We start from the raw sequence: 24764 nt of genomic DNA on the forward strand, positions 1-24764 counted from the left end.
CATGGAGGAAAAGGCCCGCAGCAGTTCCAGGCTGAATTCGCCGTTCACCTTCCAGCACTCCCACGCCACGAACGCTTCCACCTTCGCTTTGTCGGGCAAGCCTTTGCCATGACACATGGAGGAAAAGGCCCGCAGCAGTTCCAGGCTGAATTCGCCGTTCACCTTCCAGCACTCCCACGCCACGAACGCTTCCACCTTCGCTTTGTCGGGCAAGCCTTTGCCATTACACATGGAGGCAATCTGTTTCAAGCATGGGTTAGCAGCAACTGCCTGAATGTTTTCCTCGCTTTCTTCTGCAAACTTTTTTATCTGAGTCTTCGACTTGAGCATGCTGGTAAGGCAGCTGGTATTTGTGATCTGCCGGGTATTTACAGCTAAAAAGAACGTGTTGGCCTTGGCAAAATAGCCCTTGAAAGTCTGAGAATCTTTAACAATGCTGAAGTTTTTTAACTTGGAAAAGAGGGAATTTGCGGGCGGCTTACCCCTGTCTCGCGCTAATTGGATGTTCCTGTCATTGAGGGTTTTCAGCAGTATCCCGGCATTCTTCAGTACTGTTTGTATTTCTTGATTATTTAAATGTGTTCGTAGTTCATTTTGCTGGCTTACAGTAAATTCTGAAATTGATGTTTCACTGTTAATTTCTGTAGTGAGCGGTGCATCCTCCATTGGCTCTGGCATATCCTGCACCATCGCTGAAGAATGCTCATTGCCAGTTAATGGCCAGTTTTGGCTGGCTGTTGGTAGATTTTTGCCAGTAACACGCCTGAGCTTTATGGGGGGGATGGCCCCGGATTCAGGTTGCTGTTGATGCGAAGAAAACGCTCCAGTGCCCGTTGTTGTCTGCTCCACCGTGAAACCTGCCATGGTTCGCTTTCTTTTTCCTTTTCGGCTGGTTGTCAGCTCGTCCCTTCCTTCGTCAGTTAACGTTAACGTGGATACAGCTGCGTTTACTGAGGAGGAAGGTGACAGCATGGTTTATTTGGGAGCTTCCCTGTTTCCAGTAGGAGAATCGTCTGGGGATGACATAATAGAACTATTGACCTTGTCAGCCCGCTAAAGTTCAAGACAACCGGTATAAGGGAAGGCTGACCTGTTTTATCAGGCAGCCTTGGGGAGGGACGTGTTGCTGGAAAGCTCGCCGGAGGCTTTCACATTCCAGGGCAGGAGTGCTTCCAGCTTCTCAACCGTATCCGCATACGGCAGTTCCTTCAGTACATAACAAATGTACTCGAAGGGCTCCAGTCCATTGGCTTTGGCGCTTTCGATCAGGCTGTAATAAATGGCGCTGGCTCGGGCGCCATCAGGGGTATCGGCAAACAGCCAGTTGCGGCGTCCCACGGTCAAGGGCCGAATGGCATTCTCGGCAGCGGCATTACTGATGTTCAGTAGGCCATCTTCACAGTAAACGATCAGCTTTGGCCACTGGTTAATGGCATAACCGATAGCATTATGGATCAGGCTGCCAGGTTCAACCCGGTTTATGTTCACATCCAGCCAGGCCTTGATCTCCTCCAGAACCGGAACGCTGTGCTGTTGCCGGTACTGCCGTTTACCGTCATGGGTTGCCTCTTTGATGACCTTTTCATTGGCATACAACCGGGCAATTTTGGCCAGTGCCGTACTGGCCAGGCTGGCCTTTTGCCCTGGGTTTCCCTTGCCCGGCGGCTTTTCACCTTTCTGGGCATCCTTGAATTTGCGCCTCGCGTGATCCCAGCATCCGACCTGGGTAATCCCTTCCTGCTTGCACACCGCACTATAAGCCGCGTAACCATCGCTTTGCAGGTAACCATGGAACCCTTCCAGCAGGCGCAGGGGAACCTCCTTACTGCGCGAAGGATCGTAGTGAAAGACGACGGCCGGTTGACCCGGTGGACCGCCCAGCAGGTTCCAGATGAATTTGTCGGAATTGATCGATTTCGACATTTCCTTGAGCACCTGCATCCGGGTCTCATCGGCGTTGATCAGGGGGCCACTTCTCAAGTTATCCATCAGCAGGTTGATCAATGGTTGTAACTGTTTGGAAAGGCGGATCAATGTATTCGCCATGGTGGTTCGACTGAGGGAACCTCCGTAACGCCCAAGAATCCGTTCCTGCCGGTACAAGGGCAATGCATCGCAGAACTTGGCAATGATGATCCAGGTCAGCATGGCGATACTCACCGCCGACTTCGGAATGGGATGCTTGGGCAATGCAGCCAGCTTGAGTTGCTGCTGGCCACCCTGCTCGGGGCAAGCCGGGAACACAGCCACTTCCTGCATATACTCCAGCACGCGAACTACCGGAGGGATGATGTCCAGCTCTTCACGGGATTTCCTGAAGAAGGTGGTGAGGGCACCTTTTTTTTCTTCGTCGGTCAGTTCGGCAAATACCTGGTGACGGGGCAGATGCGCTGGCAGAGGTTTCCTGCCTTTCTTGTTGGCGCGTGGTTTCGGCTCATGAGTGTCAGCTTCTGGCGTTTCCTCATCAGGTATCGGTGCACCCATCTCGTTAAAGATATCCCACTGCCCTTCCGATTTTTCGCTACTGCGCCCGTAGGTCTGAGACCTTGCCAAACGGAGATAGCTCTCCAACGTCGCAATCCGTTGCTTTAGTTCTTCAATGACGCGTGACTGCTGTTGAATCGTGTCGTCTTTTCCCTGAAGCGACTGCTCCAGTTGTTGAAGCATTTCCAGGAAATGAGCCATGGCAATATCGGCCTCAGCAGAAAAAGCCCGGCTGTCGGGCAGTGAAGTTTCTGGCTGAAAAAGGACGGGGACACAGGCTTTATTCATGGCCGCTATGTTACCACAACAGCACCCATGTGGGACTGGAAATTGCCGTCATAACGGCGTTTTTTATAGGGCTTCATCTGGCTGATGTCGTAGCCATCCAGAAGCCAGTTCAGCTGCTGTCCTGTCAGGGTAATCAGCTCATCCGCCTTGCGTGGCCAGCGGAATTTATCCTCCGACAGGCTTTTGTAATAAAGGACAAAGCCATTGTCTTCCCAGAACAGGCATTTGATCTTGTTGCGATGACGATTGGTGAAGGCAAATAATTCACCATCATAGGGGTTATGCCCCAGTTCCTGTTCGACCAGCAACGCGAGCCCACGGAATGACTTTCGAAAATCAATAGGATCGCGATAAAGGTAGACTTTGGGGAGCCGGGCAGAAGGGCGGAGAACAGGCTCATTCACTGAAGTACCTCCATAAGTTCCTTCAGCAGCAACAAGTTCTGATGATCAATGCCAGACACTATGACGCCATTAGGGAATGTAACCGTCATAGAAGAAGCTTTCACACGAGCTGGGAATACATTGTCTTCTAGTACCGCAGGCACAAAGGGACTGGGAGTGGTTTCAGAGTTTACATGGACAGCTTGCAGCTTGCGCTTCCAGTAACTGAACTGGGAGGGGCTAACCCCATGTTGATCACACCAGGCCTTCTGGCTTAACCCTGACTGCTGCCAGGCATTTACTCTCTGCAACCAGAATTCAGGGATGGTTTGAGATATCGACATGATGACCTCCATGATAACTGGAAGCCATGATTTCAGGCTGGGAAATTAGACGGAAGGACGTGGGTTTATTTGGCGCTTACGGTACAGTCTTCTTCATAAACTGATTCTTGATCTCCATCGTATAATCAAACAACGCTTTTTCACTTCTAATAGAGTGTCTGTGTGGGTAACGTTGCTCAAACCATGGAATCAGTTTCCTGCTGTCTACCAGAGAACTGACCTGCTCGATAATAGGTAAAGGGTAGCCTTGAATGTATCGAAGTGAAGGATGCATAAATACTAAATCTTAATTTACACGTATGTCATGACGAAAATTTAGAAAACAACAATATATAGGAAGGCCTTTCCAAAATCACAGTATTATTTGAAAAAAACCAATTAACCATCTGCCTCTATTAAAGAATCATTAACGGATACAATCAACTCAGCAATCATGGACCTGAGAGATAAAAGGCTTTCCTCACCGATAACCCTTCCCTTAGAACACTGCCTAATATCTTCTAATAGGAAATCCAGCGGGGCTGCTGCTTCACTGACAGGTTTGAAACCAAAAGTGTCAGCGGATCCATGAAGATTATGAGCAATGATATAAATTTCAGAGAATGCCTGACTATCGTTGAAACAGAGTGAAGGATCCTGATATAGCATCTTCATCCTGTCGGATATAGTCTTCAGTTTATTCAGGTAGTCTTGACGAATATCAGCCAGCATCTGGTTATATTCTTCCACATTACCCATATGCAGTCACACGCTTCTGTCGTTACTCTCGTGTTCGGCACAAAGTGATATAACTTAAGGCCTGCCAAGAGGCCATTAAACCATATCACGGCCAAGCCTACCCCCTTTCCGCCTATTACTTATTGATCATGGACGCTTAACCTCATAAAGTGCCTGCCCTTCTCATGACCAGAACGGAAGTATCATGAGTTGTATCATCAGTCACCGGGGTCATTAATGAAGCAAACCAACCACTTTGTCGCGGTAGAAGCCAATATTGCTGCAGGTAAATCAACACTTCTTCCCAAACTTGCAGCAGAGCTGGGCTGGGATGCCATTCAGGAGCCTGTGAATGACCCGGAATTTACACGACTGCTTCAGGATTTCACTGATCACCCTAATGATGCGGTTAAACGTATTCAGTTTCAGGAGTACATTACCAATCGCAGGGCCAGCATTGTTGAGCAGTTACCTACTGACCGCAACTATCTGATTGAGCGCTCCCTATACTCTGACTTGATTTTTACCCAGGCAAACTTTCTGGGTATGACAACACCAGATGAGCGCTATATGCTGCACTACTGTGAAATCCAGCGAAGACTGAAAGATTATCCGGTGATCAGTGCGGTCATTTATCTCAGAACCGCGCCAAAAATCGCCCATAGTCGTCTGATTGAGAGAGCCAGAAGTGCAGAAGACGGGACCCCTCTAACGTACCTTAGCGATATTCATAATTATCATGAGGCCATTCTGCCACAGATCTGTCGTTCTATGGGCACACCCTTAATCACTGTTGACTGGGATGATTTTGGCTGTGAGAAAAATCTGGCAAAGCAACTGCTGAATACCATTAAACCGGTTATTCAATGAAGCAAATGATCAGGTAACAAGCCTGATCTTTTTCAGTGCACGATATTCATTGATCGCCCCGTTCAGAAATAACACACATATGGCGGTCATTTCCTGAACGGGGAGAATACACTCTCGCTTAATTCATCTCCTGAGTATACTCTTCCATAAGATCATCATAACGATTATTTTCGGTGTCCTGCCATAACCGATCCAGGACCTCAAATTCATACTGATCCATTCCAACCTGCCAGGACACTATGAGCTCCTTTTCGTTGGGCATATTATTGCACTGCCCTTCATAGGGGCGGCCTTTGACCCCCTCAAGATATGCATTTTCAGCGTCACAAAAATATGCAAGACCGGTTGAATAGCCTACTGCATAATCATTAATTGCCTTATTCTCGGAGCTACCCAGCCGCTGTAATTCTACTTCGCTTCTGAAAGAATTCCCCTCTCTCCCATCCTCATAACCGAGAACTTCCCATTGGTTCTGGCTGGCCAATTTTGAAGCATCTGGTGAAATGGCACACCCCGTGAGTAGAACGAAAGAAAAAAAACATGTAATTCTTTCTTTATTAACAAGCATGATAATTACTCCATCAATTTATTTTTATGAATTTCCTTATCTACAGATATTACTCCTTGTTTAAAATAAATAAAGTGGGTTTGAACAATACTTACCATTAATAAAATAAAAAAATAACAAAAATAAAAAACCTTTAAACAAAGCCTTTAAAAGAGATCAGATCAATAATCGAAAAAACAAAAACACTGCTGAATTATTAATTTTTCACCCAACTTTCAAAAGTTAAATTCTTTATTCTCTTAAAAGGCATAAAAAAACTGCCACTTTCGTGGCAGTTTTTTTCCATTAGAGGTCGTGGAGAGGATTCTCAGGCCAGGGAGAGCTGAACAGTTCATCCAATAGTTGTTCATCAACCTGATTAACTGCTTTATATTTCCACTGTGGATTTTTATCCTTTTCAACCAGCAGTGATCGAACACCTTCGCAGAAATCACCATCGATCACCGTATTCACTGACAGAGCCAACTCACTCTGGAATGCCTCTTTAAGCGACATGTGCCTGGCTTTCTGTAACTGTCGATAACCAATAGCTGCTGACAGTGGAGAGCCATGAAGCGCCGTTTTTCTGGCAGCCAGCAACCAGTCATCATCAGTCTCAAGCCCATCAAGGGCAGCCATCACACCAGCCAGTGATGGCTGATCCATCAACCCGGCAATCAAGTCTCTGTGCTCTCGCACCTTCGAATAGGGCAGCCATCCCTGACTTTTTTCCCGATATTTCTGTATAACACCATAAACGACAGCATGAGCATCAGAAGCGTTCCAGTCTGCCTGCTGCAGAGACTCCAGAACGTTGTCACGGAAAGCATGATCAATAAAACGGTTAGCAAGACCAACATAGAGCGCATCTGCTGCATTAAGCCGACATCCGGTCAGAGCCATAAACAGACCAAGCTTGGCTGGAAGATGGCTTAATATCCAGCTTCCGGCAACATCCGGATAGAGGCCTATACTGATCTCAGGCATGGCCAGCATTGAGGTATCAGTCACTATTCGGAAATCAGCACCAGCCATCAGACCAATACCACCTCCCATCACAATCCCATTTCCCCAGCAGATTACTGGTTTTGGATAGGAGTGTATCATGTAGTCAACACGATACTCGGTTTCAAAAAAATGAGCGGGAACCTCTGGCTTACCATCAATAACAGCCTGCCTCAACGCTCGCACATCACCGCCAGCACAAAATGCCTTTTCTCCGCTGCCCTGCATAAATACGGCAACAATATCATCATTATCACGCCAGTCAGAAAATTGGTTGAGCAGTAGGTCAATCATGGATTGATTTAATGCATTCAATGCTTTTTCAGCATTCAGCGTGATCAGACCAATCTTTTTATTATCTCGGGCATTCAGTTCGGAAAACAGAACGTCAGTGGCCATATAAATTACCCCTCCATATCCGTTGGGAAAAAGCATATGTAACTGAGTCTTGATTATCAATGAAAATACCACAAAGAAAGCAGAACATGGTAAAAATAAACAAATTTTTACTTAGTCATCCATCAAAAAGACTAGCCCTAATGGGTTAAGCATTATATTTTCAGCATAAATCTGTGAGTGAGAAATACTGTCCAAAAAACCGGTGTCAAAAACATCCCCACGTTGAGTCAGCAATAACAGGGTATGAAGATGACCAGAATATTGATACCCAATCCGGCAAAAAGAAAATAGAAGAAAGGTTTGGAGATTGGGGCAGCAATAACTGCCCCAAAGGACGGACTATTCGCTGACAGGCAGATCCTTCAGACAGTCAATGGTGTTGCATTCGGTTCTGTTTGTCTCCTTTCGGTATGCCTTTTTGTGAGGCTCACCAAACGAACGGATAACAAGCTTTCCTTTGTTTTCCATTAACCTTGCCAGCGCAGACTGCATATCCAAGGGCTTGAGTTTGCGAATTTCATCCGCAATCTTCACTCTATTCTCAAAATCCAGCTCGTCACTGGCAATTCCCTGCCAGAATCGACCATTACGCTCATCCATATTGTCGTCTTTCTTAAGCAGGTCACCGATCAATCCCTGACGATATTGTTCCAGCTCCTGATCTGTCAGTCCTGACAACCCTGCTTTTTGATCGTTCAAAAACTGTTCTACACGACCTTCTATGCCAATAGGATCCAGCTTTGGTGATTGAACAACAAAAATGACACCAGGATGCTTCTCAAATGGACGGGGACCGGCAAACACCACATACCCCAGCTGCTGCTCCGTACGCAGGCTGTTAAAAAATGGATTTGCGAGAAGACGGCCCAACAAGGCATAACGGGCTCTTTCCCGGTTATCAGTCTCGGGTATCTGGTAATAACTGATCAGCATTGAGTCATCATGCTCAATATCCATATTCAGAACACGGTTTGTGTCACCCAGTAGATGGAAGGGCAAGTCAAAGCGGTCCCGACGGTTATGATCATTCAGTAATACTGCTTCCACCATTGAAGAGAGTATTAATACCTCCTGTTTACTGTGATTGCCATAAACCAGCATTTCTACATGAATCTGCTTATAAAAGGCATGAGCATACTGAATCAGTTGCTCATAAGTGACTTTTTCAGCAGCGCTCAGTAGAACTTCATCTTCAGGATAAGAAGGATAGGTTGCCTGATTAAGCGCATCCATGCCCAATCGGTAAGGTGCATGGAACTTCTTGTTTTTCAGCCCTCTGACAAGTACGGCCTTTTCCTGCTCAAAAGCACTTTTCTCAGGCTTAAAGGTTTCAATTGCCTTGAGAATATCTTCCAGCAGAACGGTCTGTTTATCCTGGTAACCGGCAAGGCTGATTAACAGTCCACGCCGACCGGCAGTGATGCTGTAATTAAGACCAGCCTCCCTGGCCGGATAGCCATATTCATTGAGGCTTCTTGACAGCAGTGACTTGTATATCTGGATCAATACATTATTGTTAGGTGTTGCTGAAGCAGCCGGTGTAGAGATCATCACCCGCACATTGCCACGCGGCATATTGAAGCTGGTATCAGTCAGACTCCAGACCCGCAACCCCGGCTCTTCAAGAATAACCGACGGCTCACTGGCCTGATCGCTTTCATGCAGTTCAAGGTTACCCGTGATGAAAGGATTAGGCTCAGGAATAGTCAGTAATTGTCGGGCAATCGGGGTCTTCAGCCGTTTGACCAGCTCATCTGACAGAGCCTGAATACTGTATTTCGTTTCAAAGTACGGCTCAACCTTATCAGTAGACAGATTCTGGGCAATGACCACCTGACGTAGATTTTTCGGGGTCATTCTGGCCAGATAACCAGAAATCAGCTCAGGATCGTAGGAGTCATAAAGGTAATTTGCTTCAAGCAGGTGCTCCGGTGGAAGATAGTGCATTCTGGCCGCCAGTCCTGAGGCTGTCTGCTGCGGATTACGGTCTTCCTGGTAGCGAAAGGCCAGTTCTGCAATTTGCTTACTCTCCTCATAGAGCCATGGCTGGAGACCTTCTCTGCGAATAAGGTCAAGATAGTCAAATACGATTGCAGTGATCTCATCGACCTGGGTTAACCCCTCAGGAGTCAACTCCATGCGAACCGTAAACTCGCTGTACTCATTAGGAAGGTCACTGCTGTAGGCTGCCAGTGAATCAATCAGGCCACGCTCTTTCAACAGGCTGTGCAAACTGCCTTTTCCCTCATAACCAATGATTCGGGCAAGATAGCCCAAAGGCTTAATATGGTAAAAAGGCTGTGCACTGGGCATCGGAAAACTTAATGACAGAACCCGGGTATCCTTTAATGGCACAATATTAATCCGGGCCTTAAGCTCATCTTGGGAGTATGGCTGTTTGCCAATGGTCAAATCCGGTTTTGCGCCTGATGGTACCGCCGAAAAAGAGGTATTTACCCACTGTTCAAGTCTTTCCAGCGGCTCTTTTCCATAAACAACGACACCCATGTTGGAAGCAACATAATATTTGTCATGGAAATCCTTTAACGACTGCCAGAGTTGTCCATCCTGATCATGCAGAGTGTCAAGACTGCCTATATTAAACCGACTCTTGGGGTGATCCGGATTCGACGTTGAATTAAGCGCCATGAATAGGCGCCAGCCATCCTCTCTGGCATGCAGACGGTATTCTGAATCTACCGCATTCTTTTCACGTTCTACGTAGTTCGGATCCAGCTTGGGTGCAATAAAAAACTGGGCAAGGCGATCCAGCGCTGGCTTCAGCTGGTCACTGTTAATATCAAAATAGTAATTGGTTCGCACATCTGCAGTATAAGCATTACTGCTGCCACCATTGGCGCGGATAAATTCAGAGTAACTGTCTACATCCGGGTACTTTTCCGTACCCATAAACAACATATGCTCAAGAAAGTGGGCAAGCCCAAGACGGTCATCAGGATCTTGATAACTACCGACATTCACATCTACAGCTGCAGCAGACTTATCGGTATCTGGATCCGAGATCAGTAGCACCTTAAGACCGTTGTCCAAAGTGATATAGCGATAATCTCGGTCATCAGCAGGGCTTTTTATCACATCTTCCGGGGTCACAAGGGCTTCTCTCTCCGTCGTCATTGAACAACCTGCTATTGAAACCATGGTTAATACTCCAGCAACCATTGACACCAGTTTTTTCAACATATCAGCTTTCACTGTCCGAAACATCATACAATCTTTTGATCTATCCTGTTCTATTCGGCTTGCTGGGATCCTGTTTAAGCAGAGACATTAACAGAAACAAACCAGGGTTAGAGCCAATCGGCAAGTTACCAAATCAGAAAACAGCCAGAGAATTTTGGCAAACCACCTGCTATCAACGTTTTGTCACATCACTTAATCAATGCAATAAATGTCAGCATGGCGCATCTTTATGTGAACTACAACCGTTATACTATTTTCTGAATGCAGTGACTTTCAGCCTTACCTATATACCCAAAGGAATTGGAGTTGCTACACGGTGGCAAGTGAGTAAAAGGAGCCAGTAAAATAGCAACTTAAGAAGCTACGGGTAAATATACAGTACACCTGTGACAGTGTTAATTGATGTCATAAAAATCTGAGCTTGAATAGCAACTTTAACTTGCTTTACGATCATGCTTACTTGAAATATGGAAATTCATGTCAAGGTAGACATTTCAAGATTGCACTGGTTTTCCACCTGTTTTTCATGAATAATCTGCTCCCCTTCCTGATACTTCATTTTCTTTGTTTTCATGAAATTCCCCGGCCGACGAAAGATCAAGCATTACTTCCCGGTCAATACCCACAATCGCTTTGACATGGAAAGCTCTGTGTTTGGCCAGGCCAACACCTATGTCTGTGGGATTGATCAGAATCTGGTGGATATTACTGCCCGAGTTGATGACTCTTTACTCCGAGACTTTGGGCTCGATAAGGGAGCCTCTCAGTGGATAGACAATAACCAGGCTAATCGCCTTTATGGTTTTCTTCAGGAACACCAGCTCATTGAAGACCAGTTTGCCGGTGGCACAATCGGTAACACACTTCATAATTATTCCGTACTGGCGGATGATCGCTCAGTTCAATTTGGCGTTATGAGTAAAAACATCCAGGTTGGTGACTACGCTTATCGCTACCTCTGTAATACCAGCAGTAAAGTCGACCTAACCTGGCTCCAGCCTGTCGATGGTCCTATTGGCCGTTGTTTCGCACTGATTACGGAAGATGGTGAGCGCACTTTCGGTATCAGTCCTGGTCTTATGAATCAGCTCAGTCCGGAATTTATTAATGAAACCATTATTGCCGAGTCATCTGGCCTGGTTTTATGCGCTTACACGCTGGCTGATTCCACCCTGCCCATCTACCACTCAATGGTGAAAGCAGCTCAGTTGGCGAAAAAACATGATATTCCCGTCATTTTGACACTGGGTACGCGTGGACTGGTGAATGCAATTAAGCAACCTCTGATCGAGTTTCTTAATGAATATGTCACCATTGCTGCTATGAACGAGGAGGAAGCTGAGGCATTGACGGGTGAATTGGATCCACTGTCAGCTTCTGAACATATGCTGCAATGGGTCGACATGGTGTTACTGACGGCCGGCGCTGAAGGCCTTTATCTAAGTGGTTATACCGAAAAAGACATGGCCAGGGAAACAGACAACCCCATTCGCTCCGGAACCATCAGTGATTTCAATCGTTATGAATTCAGCCGCCCATTGCTTCGCTCACACTGTGATGAGCCGCTGAAAATATACTCGCATATCAGCCCCTACCTGGGCGGGCCCAAAAACATAAAAAACACCAATGGTGCTGGAGATGGTGCATTGGCTGCGCTTATTCATGATATGGCAGCTAACTCCTATCACCGCCAGATGCTGCCAACATCCAGCAAGCATAATAAACCGTGGGTGACATACTCTTCTTTTGCCCAGGTATGCAAATACGCCAATCGGGTCAGTTTTGAGGTGCTTGCACAAAGCTCTCCCCGCCTTTCAAGGGCTCTGCCAGAACGAGAAATGAGCCTGGAAGACAGTTACTGGGATCAATAAGCACCCATATCCCACCCTTCTTTTTTAACGATGCCAAGATCAACGGCATCGTTATTCTCCACGGTTTTAAGCCGCCAGCTGCTATAGTTGTTCGATCCACATATGCTAGAGAAGCTGCGATGAAGGATTGTGTCGTCTTTTATGGTGCCAGTGTAACCAGTCGGTCAAAAACTCAGGCGCGGGAAATTGTTGACCGTGCGATACATATCTGTGAGCTGCTCAGAGACTACGGTTTCCAATGCCATGCTGATGTTGTTCTTGATGATAAGTTGCATAGTCGATCTGCAGCATCTATAACCAATATCCCTGAAAAGTTTCTCAAGCTCAGTACCGAAGATCAGGTCAATAAACTACACCCTTTTCGTGCGTCTGATCCAAATGAGCTTCATAAAGAACTGGCCTGCTACTACTGGGGACTGGACAGCTTGAGAAATGCCCGCTTCTGCCTTTGGGATTTAACTTACCCTTCTACAGGTGCAGGCTTCGAACTTGCAACTGCTTTGACCCTTGGTAAAAGGTGCTTTTGCTTTTCAGAAAACACCCGTATTTCATCCACCGTGTGTGGCTATCCACTTAACACCCTGACAATAAGTAACTACGGTGATGGGTTCGAGCAACATTTGTTTGAATTCATAAAAGCCAGCGACCGGAATTTCCATGAGAATCTCAGGGAGTGACCAGGCAACTCGAGGGCTTCATTCTTACAAATGGTCAGATGCTTTTTATCAATCAAGACGCTATGATCCTCAAAATAATAATGAACATAATAATAATACTGACGCATTCATGAGCATTCTTCAGCGCATCAACCACGAATCCATCGAAGGCATTCGTTGCGGTAGAAAAAACAACGTAAACACATCCTTCATTGTCTACCGTTTTGGCGACACCATAATTGATACAGCCCCTTCCAATCAGTGGCGTCATATCCGGACTTTTTTCCAGGAAAAGCCCATTCGCCAGATACTGTTAACCCATCATCATGAGGACCATAGCGGGAATGCAGCCAACCTTGAAAAACTGACTGGAATTACACCATCAGCAAATGACGCAACACGTACTATCATGAGGATGGGCTTTTCCATTTCATGGATCCAGCGATACCTCTGGGGTAGCAGTCCAGCAATTAACCTTCAGCCTCTACCGGATGTTATTGAGCTGGATGACGGCAGCCGGCTTGAATCCATTTCAACACCTGGACATGCAGAAGATATGGTGTGTTATTTCTCTCCCGAACACGGTTTTGTTTTTACCGCAGACCTCTATATTTCCCGTACCATCCGCTATATGCGTGATGACGAGAACCTCACCATGCTGATCAAGAGCATACGAAAAGTTCTCGCGAGGGATTTTACTACAGTACTTTGCCCTCATCGCGGTATCGTTCCGTATGGAAAGCAGGCTCTGCAGGAAAAAATGAACAACCTGCTTGAGTTATGTGAACGCGCCCAAAACCTGCACCATCAAGGACAGTCGATTAAGGAAATCACCCGAAAGATACTGGGTAAAGAAGATGGTATGAGTTATCTCACCGGTTTTGGTTTCTCAAAACGCAACCTGATCAGGGAGTCCTTGAAAGTGACACTGTAAAGAAAGCTGTGACGCAGTTAAAATAAGAAATCATTTAATAGTACAGTGCCGCCATGGATATCAGCCATTTAAGAGAAGAGTACACTCAGGCAGGGCTAAGTCGGGACAACCTGAGAACAAGCCCTTTTGATCAGTTTGAACTCTGGTTTGAGCAGGCCCAGCAGGCTCAACTTGCTGAACCTAATGCAATGAGCCTTGCTACCGTCTCTTCATTGGGTATTCCATCCCTGAGAACGGTACTCCTCAAGTATTTTGATCAGTCCGGTTTTGTTTTTTTCACGAACTACAGCAGCAATAAAGCCAGAGATATTACCAGCAACCCGAATGTTGCCATTATGTTTCCCTGGGTAGCCCTTGAGCGCCAGGTTATTATTCAGGGTCGGGCAGAAAAAATTTCAACCTCTGAATCACTCCGATACTTTACCAGCCGACCACATGGCAGTCAGTTAGGCGCCTGGGTATCACAACAGAGTTCGATAATCACGGGGCGCAAAGTTCTGGAACTTAAGCTCGAAGAAATGAAGCGTAAATTCAAGGAAGGAAAGGTTCCTCTTCCCGATTTCTGGGGAGGTTATCGGGTAGTGCCGGAAAAAATGGAATTCTGGCAAGGTCGCCCAAGTCGCCTTCACGACCGTTTTCAATACGCCCGGCTGTCCATAGATAAAGGCAGTGACTGGCAAATCGACCGTCTCTCTCCTTGAAAACCTGTCAGGTGATCTTTTTTATGAGCAAGCTATGAGTAAAGAAACCGCTGCACGCATCGCCGTAAGGGATGCTCTGATTCAACTGGTAGAACTGAATCGCTCATTTCGGGAAGCTGTTGAGTCTGACCATGGCTTACCCATCTGGATCATGGAAGCGGACTCCGAATCCAGAAACCAACGCTCCCTGGCAGCGGGCATTGCAACCCGACTGACCTATATCAAAGAGCAGAACAAGCAGGAAACGGCCCGTTTAACCGGATTAGTAGGCATTTCTGAGAATACCTTACAACTGGGAACAGCACTGAATCTCTGTCGTGATCAGTTTAAAAGCGCGATAGCCAACTTTCGCAAGCTCTTTGGCGACAGCATAGAGGCCATTGAACAGGCATCCGATGATTTGCGGGATGGATTACTGGGAGGACTTCAGATCAAACATCTGCACTTTGTGCAATGTTACCGACAACTCAAGCTCTTTCAAGAGCCCCCCAGGCGAGTTGGTTTCAGCTGGGCTGCCAGTCACAGTGGGACGGTTAAGCTGACTGCAGAGGAAGCGATCGATCATTTCAGAAAGAAATACATAGCTTCTGTCGCCGTTAATGAAGACATTTGCCTTCTGGAGAAGATGCCTGCCGAAGAAGTGGTGGTTATCAAACGCATACTGGCTCCACACCTGAGAGCCAATATTACCTGGTCAAAGGACATTCAGGCGCTCAGGCAGGCAGATCCGGTACTGAAAAAACAGTATCCGGCACAGATTAACTCCCCCCTCCCCCTATTCATTCAACTGAAGCCGGGAGAGCCATTACCGGAGTTCAATCGGATTCGCCCCTATGACCCATCCACCAGACAGGAAAGACTGCAGCGCAGTGATGCCCGTCTGGTGAAAATCAACGACAATCCCCATTCAAGGGTCTACCGTTACGCCTGATACCAAGATGCTCAGGCTTCCTTTTCCTTAAGATAGGCTTCCAGATCCGTATAACCACCAACATACTGCTGACCATGAAAGATCTGAGGAACAGTTTCAACTTCCTTTCCGACGGTCTTGGAGAGGTCAGCCTTACTGATACCCTCTTCATAGATATCAATGTATTTGAAAGGCAAACCTTTCATCTCCAGCAGCTGCTTGGCACGTACACAAAATCCACAGCCAGGACGGCCAAACACAGTAAACCGATCCATTATTTATGCTCCATCAGGTTCACAGGAAATCACCCAGTTGGTTCAGATGAACATTAGGGGGTATTAAAGTAGGCACTATAACGCTAACTGGCTGACAAATGCAGCCTGTTTTTAACAGAAATCAGCTCTCGCAGACGTTGTCGGGCCTGCTTTTCTCCAGAAAAGTTGCAGGCTACAACCACCTCATGCCAGGAGTGATTCTGAATCACTCGACGGACAAGAAGCGTTGCGTCCACATTATCTACACCACCAGCCCCAAGTATTCGAAAGGCCACTCTTTTGATGACATCAATGCAATTCTCATATTGCCGCTGCCCCTCAGTGAAAGAAGTCAGTTCACGCTGATCGTCACAGGACAATGCATAATTTTCACTGACTCGCATTATCGGTTCCATCATGGAAAAGATGACGGTAACCACCTCAACATCGAGTCCTTTGAGCTCATCCATTAACAACCACTGCAGCTGGGCCAGGCATTTTTCATGGGCATTATGAATCAAGCGTTTCGCAGAGCACGATAATGGCTTGAGCATCAACGCAGAATGGGTACCACTGGCTGCATCCCTGGACAGACCAACCCGAACAGGGACAAAGGAAGAATCCCCCCAGAACTTCAGAAGGTCATCAGTCGCACCAAACAGTGTACCCAGGTAATCTATTTTCTTATGGGTGGCATCCTGTTGAAGTTTTTCCAGCAGCATTCTGCCCAAACCTATTCTCTGACAGTCCGGGTGAACCGCTATTCTTATTACCCGGAACCCCTTCAGGAAAATAGCGTCCGGTAAGCCCAGGTGGTTACTTAGTGACTGAGGGAGCAAATGACCTCTAACCCTGCGCCTGCCCATCCAGATATCATCTGCCAGATCCGACTCAATACCGCCTTCCCTTGCTGCCAGCAGGACGGAAACCAACCGTTGCGGCCCATCAAAAAGGCCATACACCTCGATATTCCCACCATCCAGCAGGTGGCGAAGGTCAAATGGCCGTGTCTGGTAATGAGCCAGTACCAGCAAACCAAAGATCTGACTTAGCAAGTCTTCATTGAGCAGTAACTCTTCAGATGATATCTGCCGGAAAGTACATTGTTCCGGACTGATAATTTCCGGCTGATCAATGACAGACGGTAATGCATTCAGCAGCAGCGCCTTGAATACAAAGGACTCCAGTGGATCTTCCGGCTGCCAGCGAATCGGCTCTTCCATCCTCAGCTCGTGCCATTGAGGCGTTTTGCTATCAAGAACCTTCCTGAAACGTATTGCAAAGCCACGCCCGGTGCCTTCGTAGCCATGGATAGTGGTGGCATAGACAATTCGACTGTAATGAGACAGCATCTTTTCCAACAAGGGTGTAGGAATGGCAGCAGCCTCATCAACCAGCAATAACTGTGTTGCAGGAAGGGTCTGAACCAGGTCATCCGGGGCAATAAATTGCAGCCTGTTTAAGAGTGCTGCATTTTCTTCACCCAGCACTTTGACGGCATGCTGAAAAAACACATCGGCTGTACTTCTCGAAGGAGCAGTTATGGTTATCTGCTCAACACCTTCCAGCAATAGCTGAGCCGCTGCAATCCCAAGAGACGCACTTTTACCTCTGCCCCGATCGGCTGTCAGAACCAACGGGCGACGACGGTGTCCACGAAGAACTTTGTGAATTGCCTGAACCGCTTGCATCTGTGATTGGCTTTTACAGGGAGCAATTACCATCTCGTCCTTTTCGCCAGGTGTTTTTTTATCACGATTATTTTTAGCCTCTTGAATCCGCACCACCCCAGCTTGAGTAAAGAGAGAGAGCTGATCAGAGGCTTCAATAATTTGAGACAAACGTTTCAAATATCGTCCAGAGACATCTTCGAATTGTTGAGGGTAAACCAGCATTCGGCGATGTTCAGGATCGTGAAAATATGGCCATTGATCCATCTCAGGCGTTAACAGCACCAAAAGACCACCAGCACATAACGTTCCGCTAATGGCTCCAAATGCATCGACATCAAAGCCTGCATGCGCACTGAAGATAATGTTCTGATGCTCTCTGCCTAACCTGGACAGACATTTTTTTGCAGCAATAACCTCTGCATCTGAGGCTGTAAGCCCTGAGAAGCCCTCCCCTATCAGAAGAACAGACTCTCCTACCAGGGCTTGTACCATTTCAACCACTTGAGCCTGACACCAGTCAGCATCGCCTGCGCATACCAGAAGACGCCGGTGACCAGAAAGTCTGGCAGCTGATTTTAGAGATAGAACACGTTCACAAGTGGTAGAAATGGTCTGTTTACTCATGGGTATCAGGAAGCCTTAGGCTCGGCTTTAGCCGGCTTCTTCCCCTCTTTCACAACATACGCTTTATTGATAATAACAGAGTCAACCGGTACATCACCGTGTGGACCACGATAACCCGTCTTCACCCCGGCGATACTGTCTACTACATCCATTCCTTTAACAACATGACCAAAGACCGCATAACCCGCCTTATAAGGCTTACCATTCAGGAATTCATTGTCTTTGAGATTGATAAAAAACTGGGAGGTTGCGCTGTCAACAATCTGGGTTCTGGCCATGGCAATAGAGCCACGACTGTTTGCCAGACGCTGATTCAGCAGCGACTCGTTTTTGATCGGGGCTCGGGTTGCCCGCTGGCTCATATCCGGGGTAAAGCCTCCCCCCTGAATCATGAAGTCATTAATCACCCGATGAAAAACCAGGCCATTGTAGAAGCCACTTTCAACATACTCGATAAAATTATTCACGGTAACGGGCGCTTCTTCAGGCGCCAACATCAGGACAATATCGCCTTTATTGGTTTCCAGAACTACCTGGAACGATTCCACCTTATTCTTAGCGGATTCGGAAGGCTCTGTCACCGCACCATACGCTATGGTTGTCAAAAAAAGGATGGTGCTTCCAAGCAGCCAGTTTCTCATCTGACGCATTTATTCTCTCCAAAGCAGAAAAAGTTAAAAACACTTTATGCTATACAATCGGATAGACAGTAAATGCTCTGGAGCAAGAAAAAAAGCCTATTTAGCATCTGATGTTTTTTCACTGAGAAATCATCAAAAGAAATACGCGAGGGCTTGCAAATAGAGTTCGTTAGGGTAATATACGCCCCGCCTGAAGGGACAAAAAAAACGCTTTTTATCCTTTCTATGTGTCGGAGCGTAGCGCAGCCTGGTAGCGCACCACAATGGGGTTGTGGGGGTCGGAGGTTCAAATCCTCTCGCTCCGACCAGACATTTCTTTTTTACCCCAATTTCTTGCTTCCCGAAAGCCCAATATAATATTGGTCACTCTTGCCTGACAAATAATCCCAATCCAAGAAAAGTGCTTTTTTCCACCGCCTCATACCACCAAAATTCTTAATCAAATAATTCCTCAGCAAAAACACACAGCAATCAATAACCAGAAGAACTACCATTAACTGTTCATTTCATCCCAAAGAAGAATAATCCAGAGGATTAAGTGAAGTGAATCAGCAGAAACTATCAAAGCACTCCTTTATCCATTGGTGCAAATTCATTGGGCTGAGCAGTATCGGTTTTCTGATGTTTTTCATTCCGATCAACCTGCATGGCGTCAAAAGCATCCTAATAGACCATATTGTGCTCTGGATTAAACACGGCATGGGAGAATATGCTGGATTTTATGCGCTGGTCATGGTGATCGCCGGAACTCTTTTACCTATTTGTAACGGAAGCCTGCTTCAGAAGCCGGGTGAAAAATATTTCCTCGGCCTTAAATGCCTCGGCCTGTTACTTACCGTATTCGCCCTGTTTGAAACAGGCCCTGCTTTATTACATGAACCGGACGCACTTCCTTTCCTGCTGAACAAACTGGTAATACCCGTCAGCTTGATTGTTCCTGTCGGCTCTGTATTTCTTATGCTTCTGGTCAGTTACGGATTGCTTGAAAGTACTGGCGTTATATTACACAGAATCATGATGCCAATCTGGCGCACTCCCGGTCGTTCAGCCATTGATGCGGTTGCGTCATTCGTTGGCAGTTATTCAACCGCACTGTTAATCACCAACCGGCTTTATATCAATGGTCTGTACAGCGCCAGACAGGCTGCTATCATCGCCACCGGCTTTTCAACCGTATCAGCAACCACCATGATCGCGATTGCCAAAACCTTGAATCTGATGGAGATATGGAACCTGTATTTCTGGACAACACTGGCTGTCACTTTCATGGTCACCGCCATTACCGCCCGGATTCCACCACTATCAACCATCAACGGCTTGCAACAAGCTGACGCTCAAGAGAAAAATAAGCCTTTCAACAAAAAGCTCTTTAAAACAGCCCTGGAACAGGGACTTCAGGCAGCAGCAAAGGCTCCAAGATTGACAGAAAATCTTCTCCAAAACCTCAAAGACGGAATAATCATGACCATTACGATTATTCCTACAATTATGTCCATCGGTACAATTGGACTACTGACAGCCAAGTACACGCCTGTATTCGATTGGATTGGCTATTTATTCTATCCGGTTATCTGGATCTGGGGCATAGACAATGGCATGGAACTTGCCAAAGCCAGCGCAACAGGCCTGACTGAAATATTTCTACCTGCGATGCTTATGCAGGATGCCAATCTGAGCGCACGCCTTGCCGCCGGAATTGTCTGCGTATCCCCTATTCTGTTCTTTTCAGCATCCATCCCCTGCATACTGGCAACCAACATCCCCCTGACAGTCAGGCAGCTGATAATGGTCTGGTTTATGCGCACCTTGCTAACACTGGCACTGGCTATTCCCATATCACTCTTCCTGGTCAATTAAAACTTACCAGGTGGCGCTCTAAAGGCACATCATGAAAGACTTGCGCGTAATTATCTGGCAATACTTCAAACAGCAGCCACCATGACCTGCGCCGTTCGCCTTTATGCCCTTTGGGTATTGCCTTAGTGTGTAATCAACTGGTCTCACGACTAATTAAGCCCCCCTAGATAGTCGTAAACGTACTCAAGCCGGATTTATCGCCTTTACTCAATTTTTCCTTACAAATGCCGACTCTGGATAAAATTGACTAAGCACTCTGGACACGGGGGCGAGAATAATGGGGCCTGTAGAAATTAATCCTGGTATATACACTCTTCAGAAGAGGTCTGATGCAGTAAAACTGGCAAATGCCATTTCAGATATCAAAGAAAAAAGTCGGGCTGCCAGAATCTGGCAAATGATTAAATCGGGTATTACCCGCAGAGTAAATCTGCCTGCCCCCACTACGGTTGCAGAGTATGACAGCCTGAAAGCAGTACAAACCTTACTATCAGCCCTTGAAGAAAAAAAACTATGTACCCGTAAAATCAGCCCATTTGACCTGCCTAAGGACTTCAGCTGGAGTCATGGAGCAGCCAAAAAACTGTCACGCCAGATTGTCTTAAGACATTGGACTACGCCTGGCATGAAGCACTCCAGCATTCATACAGCCTTATCAATAAAAGACAAAGACTTAGATATCAATCAATACATTGCCTGGGTACCAAGGCCGTACAGACAGGAAAAAGAAAACTGGTCTAAATCCAGTAATATTGTTAAAAGAGCGCTGGCTCCACTGAAAAGAAGCCTGTTTGACGGACCTAAAATAAGGCTGGAAGAGCTGTCATCTAAAGATTTTCCATATTCACCGCCGAGCTATCGGGATGAGAAGGGACTTTACATAAATCCTAAGACAAAATTCAAACTTCAAGATGGTGCTAAAGCCCGTGAACTGCTGAAAAAAGCAAACACACCAACTCCAGAGCCAGCATCGAGTGAAAGAGCCGAGCAGGATGAAACCGAAAAACAAGACCGTCAGGAAAAACCAAAAAATAGGATAAAAAGGCTGTTTAATCGGCGGCGAAAGAAGCAGAAAGTCGGGATTCAGGCAAATGCACCGCAGGAAAAACCAGAAACACCACCACCCCCTCAGATAACTGATGAAATCATAAAACAGGCAAACTACAAGCCACTGCCTTCTCAGAAGGCATCCAGCAAAAACAATAATGACTGGCAAAGACGAGCTGAAAAGCATTATTTGCCCTGCATTGGGCCTGCTACAGACCTCGAGACAAACAGAAGCAAATTTGTATTATTTGGTCTTAAGCAGGAGAAAATGCTTGCAAGATGGAATGAAGTTTATAGCCCGGATCACCCTGAACATTACTACCAGCAGTTCAGTAAAGAGCATAACTGCTCTGGGATGACCCTGCATCTTCTCAAGTCAGGTGGCTCTGAAATGTATGAGAAGTTTTCGACCCGCTTTGTCACAACTCAAGGCGATATGGAAGACTATGCCGAAAAACTTATGACAAAACTGGACAACTTGAATGAATACGTTGATAAATTAAACGAAAAAATGACAGACTTCCAAACACCCAACAACCCGGCTCTCCCATTACTAACAATCGCTGAAAAATTGTCTGGAGTTGTTGACAAGTACACCCTGCCAAGCAAGTGGCGTGCTCATTTTAAAAATGCAGTAAGAGGCATAGAATCTTTAGAGCAAGCTCGTCAGGCAGGTGCTGGGTTTGACGAATTGAACCCAATTGCTCAAAAACTAACAACCGCAATCAGGGGGATCCATATAGCATGTGATGATAACGGCCTTCTCGAAGACAGTCTGGATTTCGCCCTTCAGGCCTTCAGGATTCTGCAAAACACAATGATCGAAGCCTATAAATCAGAAGTTCCAGATGGCCAATGAGATAACCAGGCAGTTAGAAATAAAGAACCCTGCAAAAGCAGGGCCTATAATCAGAACACTAACGCATCACTTGTCAGAAAGCGCTGTTTTCGGTGTTTCAGCATTCTCATAAATCAATAGCGGCTCAGAGTCACCATTGATAACCGATGCATCAATCACCACCTTGGAAATGCTCTTATCGGACGGAATCTCATACATTGAGTCAAGCAGTACCGCCTCAAGGATAGAGCGCAGGCCTCGAGCTCCGGTTTTACGCTCCATTGCTTTTTTCGCGACCGCACGAAGCGCATCCTGACGAAAATCGACTTCCACCTCTTCCATATCGAAGAGCTTACTGTACTGCTTGGTCAGTGCATTCTTGGGCTCAACAAGGATACGCACCAGCGCCTCTTCATCCAGCTCTTCAAGCGTGGCAATGACAGGCAGACGACCAACAAACTCAGGGATAAGACCGAATTTCACCAGATCTTCCGGCTCAACTTCTTTAAAGGTTTCACCCAGGTCCTTCTTGTCATCCTTGCTGCTGACTTCCGCAGAGAAGCCAATACCAGATTTGTCAGTACGACCACGAATCACTTTATCCAGACCGGCAAAAGCACCGCCACAAATAAAGAGAATATTGGAGGTATCAACCTGCAGGAACTCCTGCTGAGGATGCTTGCGCCCTCCCTGAGGAGGAACCGATGCAACCGTACCCTCAATCAGCTTGAGCAGAGCCTGTTGAACACCCTCGCCGGAAACATCCCGGGTGATGGATGGGTTATCAGACTTACGGGAAATTTTGTCAATTTCATCAATGTAGACAATGCCCATCTGAGCTTTTTCTACATCGTAATCGCATTTCTGCAGCAGCTTCTGAATGATATTTTCAACGTCTTCACCGACATAGCCAGCTTCAGTCAAGGTAGTGGCATCAGCAATGGTGAATGGCACGTTGAGCATGCGAGCCAGCGTTTCAGCAAGCAGCGTCTTACCGCTTCCAGTAGGCCCTATCAGAAGGATATTACTTTTACCCAGTTCAACTTCATCTTTCTTCTTGTCGCCCTTGGCATCGCCAAAACGCAGGCGCTTGTAGTGGTTGTATACCGCTACGGATAAGACTTTCTTGGCCCGGGGCTGGCCAATTACGTACTCGTCGAGAGTTTCCTTGATCTCGCGAGGGATCGGCAGCTTATCAGAAGACTCTTCGCCACTGCTGTCCTGAATTTCTTCACGGATGATATCGTTGCATAGGTCAACACATTCATCACATATGAATACGGAAGGGCCGGCAATCAGCTTGCGTACTTCATGCTGACTCTTTCCGCAGAAAGAGCAGTACAACAGTTTGCTGCTGTCTTCACCCTTGCCGCTTGTTTCGTCGGTCATTCGATTACCCTGTTATACGGACAATGCCTGCCCTGCACTTGTCAATGAAAATAGACCTGCCAGTCAAACTGATCAAAGGCCATTCCATGATTCACGATTACATGCCTGATAAGATGCAGGCATTGAGGCATGTTTTCAAGTGCTTGATCCGCGTGAAACCAGAATTCATGCCCTGACCATCCGGGACCATGCATGCTTCTGGAAAGCTATTCTGATAGGGGCCTCCATATCAGGAGAACCCAACCAATAAGTTAGTGTTCAACGACTTCGGATAAAAATCAACCTGCAGGAGTCATTAACAATGAAAATAGCACACTGCACAGAGGCTATTTTCATTGAATGCAGGATAGCATCTCGCTGGAGATAACAAAGGTAGCCCTAGACTCATTACAAGCCGCTCAGCTTATTCTTTGTCTTTCTTACCGCCTTCACCACGACGATTCATGACCTGGTCAATCAGGCCATATTCAACCGCCTCATCGCCATTCATAAAGTTATCACGATCAGTATCACGTTCAATAACTTCAAGTGGCTGACCGGTATGATGCGCCAGAACATGGTTCAGCTTACTCCGGATGCTCAGGATTTCTTTGGCATGAATTTCGATATCAGATGCCTGTCCCTGAAAGCCACCCAGCGGCTGATGAATCATCACCCTGGAGTGCGGTAGACAGTAACGCTTACCTGCTGCACCACCGGCAAGCAGCAGCGCTCCCATGCTGGCAGCCTGACCAATACACATGGTCGAAACATCAGGCTTGATAAACTGCATAGTGTCATAAATTGACATCCCGGCAGTTACAGACCCACCTGGAGAGTTGATATACAGGTGAATATCCTTGTCCGGATTTTCGGATTCAAGAAACAGCAGCTGAGCAACCACCAGATTTGCCATATGATCTTCAACCTGGCCTACCAGGAAGATCACTCGCTCTTTAAGGAGGCGGGAATAGATATCGTAAGAACGCTCACCTCTGGCCGATTGTTCAACAACAATAGGTACCAGTCCTGAGTTGGTGATCGCGACGGCGTGCGGGTCTATCAGATTGGACATATCCTGTCTTAACTCCTTGCCAAGTCGAAGAAAAGCGACTGCTCTACCAGTCATAAAAACTGACAGATTAGTCGCTT

Annotated in this window: 22 protein-coding genes and 1 tRNA gene; 9 read left to right on the top strand and 14 right to left on the bottom strand. The window is 46.7% G+C overall.

What is annotated here, in order from left to right:
* From AK963_RS06785 to AK963_RS06810, 6 genes are all read right to left on the bottom strand, one after another.
* Positions 1-864 (bottom strand): hypothetical protein (locus AK963_RS06785; protein ID WP_139117282.1); only part of this gene is annotated, 864 nt, incomplete at its 3' end.
* A 234-nt stretch (positions 865-1098) separates the two neighbouring features.
* Entirely contained in the window at positions 1099-2772 is a 1674-nt protein-coding gene (gene tnpC, locus AK963_RS06790) for an IS66 family transposase (RefSeq protein ID WP_202969732.1), read from the bottom strand.
* Positions 2773-2777: 5 nt separating this feature from the next.
* On the bottom strand, positions 2778-3176 hold the full coding sequence (tnpB, locus tag AK963_RS06795) for an IS66 family insertion sequence element accessory protein TnpB (protein ID WP_066014709.1): 399 nt from the start codon (positions 3174-3176) through the stop codon (positions 2778-2780).
* Positions 3173-3499 (bottom strand): IS66 family insertion sequence element accessory protein TnpA, encoded by a 327-nt coding sequence (tnpA, locus tag AK963_RS06800; RefSeq protein WP_066014710.1) that lies wholly within the window; start codon positions 3497-3499, stop codon positions 3173-3175. The genes tnpB and tnpA overlap by 4 nt, the downstream gene beginning before the upstream one ends.
* A 76-nt stretch (positions 3500-3575) precedes the next feature.
* The gene (locus AK963_RS06805) at positions 3576-3773 is read right to left on the bottom strand and encodes a hypothetical protein (RefSeq protein ID WP_202969733.1); all 198 of its coding nucleotides are present in this window, start codon (positions 3771-3773) and stop codon (positions 3576-3578) included.
* 104 nt (positions 3774-3877) lie between these two features.
* Entirely contained in the window at positions 3878-4237 is a 360-nt protein-coding gene (locus AK963_RS06810; protein ID WP_066014711.1) for an Hpt domain-containing protein, read from the bottom strand.
* A gap of 216 nt (positions 4238-4453) precedes the next feature.
* On the opposite strand from AK963_RS06810, the gene AK963_RS06815 reads away from it, so the two are divergent.
* A complete protein-coding gene (locus tag AK963_RS06815) occupies positions 4454-5086 on the top strand; it encodes a deoxynucleoside kinase (RefSeq protein WP_066014712.1) in 633 nt (210 codons plus the stop codon).
* Positions 5087-5204: 118 nt separating this feature from the next.
* Here the strand turns inward: AK963_RS06815 and AK963_RS06820 are convergent, their stop codons facing one another.
* From AK963_RS06820 to AK963_RS06830, 3 genes are all read right to left on the bottom strand, one after another.
* Positions 5205-5654 (bottom strand): DUF2799 domain-containing protein, encoded by a 450-nt coding sequence (locus AK963_RS06820; RefSeq protein ID WP_066014713.1) that lies wholly within the window; start codon positions 5652-5654, stop codon positions 5205-5207.
* 285 nt (positions 5655-5939) lie between these two features.
* A complete protein-coding gene (locus tag AK963_RS06825; RefSeq protein ID WP_066014714.1) occupies positions 5940-7037 on the bottom strand; it encodes an enoyl-CoA hydratase/isomerase family protein in 1098 nt (365 codons plus the stop codon).
* 339 nt (positions 7038-7376) lie between these two features.
* On the bottom strand, positions 7377-10196 hold the full coding sequence (locus AK963_RS06830; protein WP_175404459.1) for an insulinase family protein: 2820 nt from the start codon (positions 10194-10196) through the stop codon (positions 7377-7379).
* Positions 10197-10810: 614 nt separating this feature from the next.
* On the opposite strand from AK963_RS06830, the gene AK963_RS06835 reads away from it, so the two are divergent.
* The 5 genes from AK963_RS06835 to AK963_RS06855 all read left to right on the top strand — a co-directional run bounded on the left by AK963_RS06835 (position 10811) and on the right by AK963_RS06855 (position 15331).
* Complete coding sequence (locus tag AK963_RS06835) at positions 10811-12109, top strand: inosine/guanosine kinase (protein WP_066014716.1); 1299 nt, start codon at positions 10811-10813, stop codon at positions 12107-12109.
* A gap of 119 nt (positions 12110-12228) precedes the next feature.
* Positions 12229-12786 (top strand): hypothetical protein, encoded by a 558-nt coding sequence (locus AK963_RS06840; RefSeq protein ID WP_066014717.1) that lies wholly within the window; start codon positions 12229-12231, stop codon positions 12784-12786.
* Between the two features lie 109 nt (positions 12787-12895).
* Complete coding sequence (locus tag AK963_RS06845) at positions 12896-13699, top strand: MBL fold metallo-hydrolase (RefSeq protein ID WP_066014736.1); 804 nt, start codon at positions 12896-12898, stop codon at positions 13697-13699.
* Positions 13700-13752: 53 nt separating this feature from the next.
* Entirely contained in the window at positions 13753-14400 is a 648-nt protein-coding gene (gene pdxH / locus AK963_RS06850) for a pyridoxamine 5'-phosphate oxidase (RefSeq protein WP_066014718.1), read from the top strand.
* 34 nt (positions 14401-14434) lie between these two features.
* A complete protein-coding gene (locus AK963_RS06855; RefSeq protein ID WP_066014719.1) occupies positions 14435-15331 on the top strand; it encodes a DNA replication terminus site-binding protein in 897 nt (298 codons plus the stop codon).
* An 11-nt stretch (positions 15332-15342) separates the two neighbouring features.
* On the opposite strand, the gene AK963_RS06860 is transcribed toward AK963_RS06855, so the two are convergent.
* The 3 genes from AK963_RS06860 to AK963_RS06870 all read right to left on the bottom strand — a co-directional run bounded on the left by AK963_RS06860 (position 15343) and on the right by AK963_RS06870 (position 18511).
* Positions 15343-15585 (bottom strand): GrxA family glutaredoxin, encoded by a 243-nt coding sequence (locus tag AK963_RS06860; RefSeq protein ID WP_066014720.1) that lies wholly within the window; start codon positions 15583-15585, stop codon positions 15343-15345.
* 83 nt (positions 15586-15668) lie between these two features.
* Positions 15669-17861: a tRNA(Met) cytidine acetyltransferase TmcA gene (locus tag AK963_RS06865; RefSeq protein WP_066014721.1), complete on the bottom strand. Its 2193-nt coding sequence runs from the start codon at positions 17859-17861 to the stop codon at positions 15669-15671.
* A gap of 5 nt (positions 17862-17866) precedes the next feature.
* On the bottom strand, positions 17867-18511 hold the full coding sequence (locus AK963_RS06870; protein ID WP_175404460.1) for a peptidylprolyl isomerase: 645 nt from the start codon (positions 18509-18511) through the stop codon (positions 17867-17869).
* Between the two features lie 222 nt (positions 18512-18733).
* Here AK963_RS06870 and AK963_RS06875 point away from each other — a divergent pair.
* The 3 genes from AK963_RS06875 to AK963_RS06885 all read left to right on the top strand — a co-directional run bounded on the left by AK963_RS06875 (position 18734) and on the right by AK963_RS06885 (position 22265).
* Positions 18734-18810, top strand: a tRNA-Pro gene (locus AK963_RS06875).
* 235 nt (positions 18811-19045) lie between these two features.
* Positions 19046-20359, top strand: a complete 1314-nt coding sequence (locus tag AK963_RS06880) for a YjiH family protein (RefSeq protein WP_066014722.1) — start codon at positions 19046-19048, stop codon at positions 20357-20359.
* A 277-nt stretch (positions 20360-20636) separates the two neighbouring features.
* Complete coding sequence (locus tag AK963_RS06885) at positions 20637-22265, top strand: hypothetical protein (protein WP_066014723.1); 1629 nt, start codon at positions 20637-20639, stop codon at positions 22263-22265.
* A 66-nt stretch (positions 22266-22331) separates the two neighbouring features.
* Here the strand turns inward: AK963_RS06885 and clpX are convergent, their stop codons facing one another.
* Positions 22332-23633 (bottom strand): ATP-dependent Clp protease ATP-binding subunit ClpX, encoded by a 1302-nt coding sequence (clpX, locus tag AK963_RS06890; protein WP_066014724.1) that lies wholly within the window; start codon positions 23631-23633, stop codon positions 22332-22334.
* Positions 23634-24036: 403 nt separating this feature from the next.
* Complete coding sequence (gene clpP, locus AK963_RS06895) at positions 24037-24687, bottom strand: ATP-dependent Clp endopeptidase proteolytic subunit ClpP (protein ID WP_066014725.1); 651 nt, start codon at positions 24685-24687, stop codon at positions 24037-24039.
* Positions 24688-24764: the final 77 nt, after the last annotated feature.

It is taken from the genome of Endozoicomonas atrinae (assembly GCF_001647025.1).
Lineage (GTDB): Bacteria > Pseudomonadota > Gammaproteobacteria > Pseudomonadales > Endozoicomonadaceae > Endozoicomonas > Endozoicomonas atrinae.

What these genes read in the sequence shown, in the direction of transcription:
- AK963_RS06830 (WP_175404459.1), bottom strand. Translation starts at nt 10,196, where the DNA reads ATGGTTTCAATAGCAGGTTGTTCAATGACGACGGAGAGAGAAGCCCTT.
- tnpC (WP_202969732.1), bottom strand. Translation starts at nt 2,772, where the DNA reads ATGAATAAAGCCTGTGTCCCCGTCCTTTTTCAGCCAGAAACTTCACTG.
- AK963_RS06845 (WP_066014736.1), top strand. Translation starts at nt 12,896, where the DNA reads ATGAGCATTCTTCAGCGCATCAACCACGAATCCATCGAAGGCATTCGT.
- AK963_RS06835 (WP_066014716.1), top strand. Translation starts at nt 10,811, where the DNA reads ATGAAATTCCCCGGCCGACGAAAGATCAAGCATTACTTCCCGGTCAAT.
- AK963_RS06810 (WP_066014711.1), bottom strand. Translation starts at nt 4,237, where the DNA reads ATGGGTAATGTGGAAGAATATAACCAGATGCTGGCTGATATTCGTCAA.
- AK963_RS06870 (WP_175404460.1), bottom strand. Translation starts at nt 18,511, where the DNA reads ATGCGTCAGATGAGAAACTGGCTGCTTGGAAGCACCATCCTTTTTTTG.
- AK963_RS06855 (WP_066014719.1), top strand. Translation starts at nt 14,435, where the DNA reads ATGAGTAAAGAAACCGCTGCACGCATCGCCGTAAGGGATGCTCTGATT.
- AK963_RS06805 (WP_202969733.1), bottom strand. Translation starts at nt 3,773, where the DNA reads ATGCATCCTTCACTTCGATACATTCAAGGCTACCCTTTACCTATTATC.
- AK963_RS06820 (WP_066014713.1), bottom strand. Translation starts at nt 5,654, where the DNA reads ATGCTTGTTAATAAAGAAAGAATTACATGTTTTTTTTCTTTCGTTCTA.
- AK963_RS06885 (WP_066014723.1), top strand. Translation starts at nt 20,637, where the DNA reads ATGGGGCCTGTAGAAATTAATCCTGGTATATACACTCTTCAGAAGAGG.
- AK963_RS06840 (WP_066014717.1), top strand. Translation starts at nt 12,229, where the DNA reads ATGAAGGATTGTGTCGTCTTTTATGGTGCCAGTGTAACCAGTCGGTCA.
- clpX (WP_066014724.1), bottom strand. Translation starts at nt 23,633, where the DNA reads ATGACCGACGAAACAAGCGGCAAGGGTGAAGACAGCAGCAAACTGTTG.
- tnpA (WP_066014710.1), bottom strand. Translation starts at nt 3,499, where the DNA reads ATGTCGATATCTCAAACCATCCCTGAATTCTGGTTGCAGAGAGTAAAT.
- AK963_RS06815 (WP_066014712.1), top strand. Translation starts at nt 4,454, where the DNA reads ATGAAGCAAACCAACCACTTTGTCGCGGTAGAAGCCAATATTGCTGCA.
- clpP (WP_066014725.1), bottom strand. Translation starts at nt 24,687, where the DNA reads ATGTCCAATCTGATAGACCCGCACGCCGTCGCGATCACCAACTCAGGA.
- AK963_RS06825 (WP_066014714.1), bottom strand. Translation starts at nt 7,037, where the DNA reads ATGGCCACTGACGTTCTGTTTTCCGAACTGAATGCCCGAGATAATAAA.
- pdxH (WP_066014718.1), top strand. Translation starts at nt 13,753, where the DNA reads ATGGATATCAGCCATTTAAGAGAAGAGTACACTCAGGCAGGGCTAAGT.
- AK963_RS06865 (WP_066014721.1), bottom strand. Translation starts at nt 17,861, where the DNA reads ATGAGTAAACAGACCATTTCTACCACTTGTGAACGTGTTCTATCTCTA.
- AK963_RS06860 (WP_066014720.1), bottom strand. Translation starts at nt 15,585, where the DNA reads ATGGATCGGTTTACTGTGTTTGGCCGTCCTGGCTGTGGATTTTGTGTA.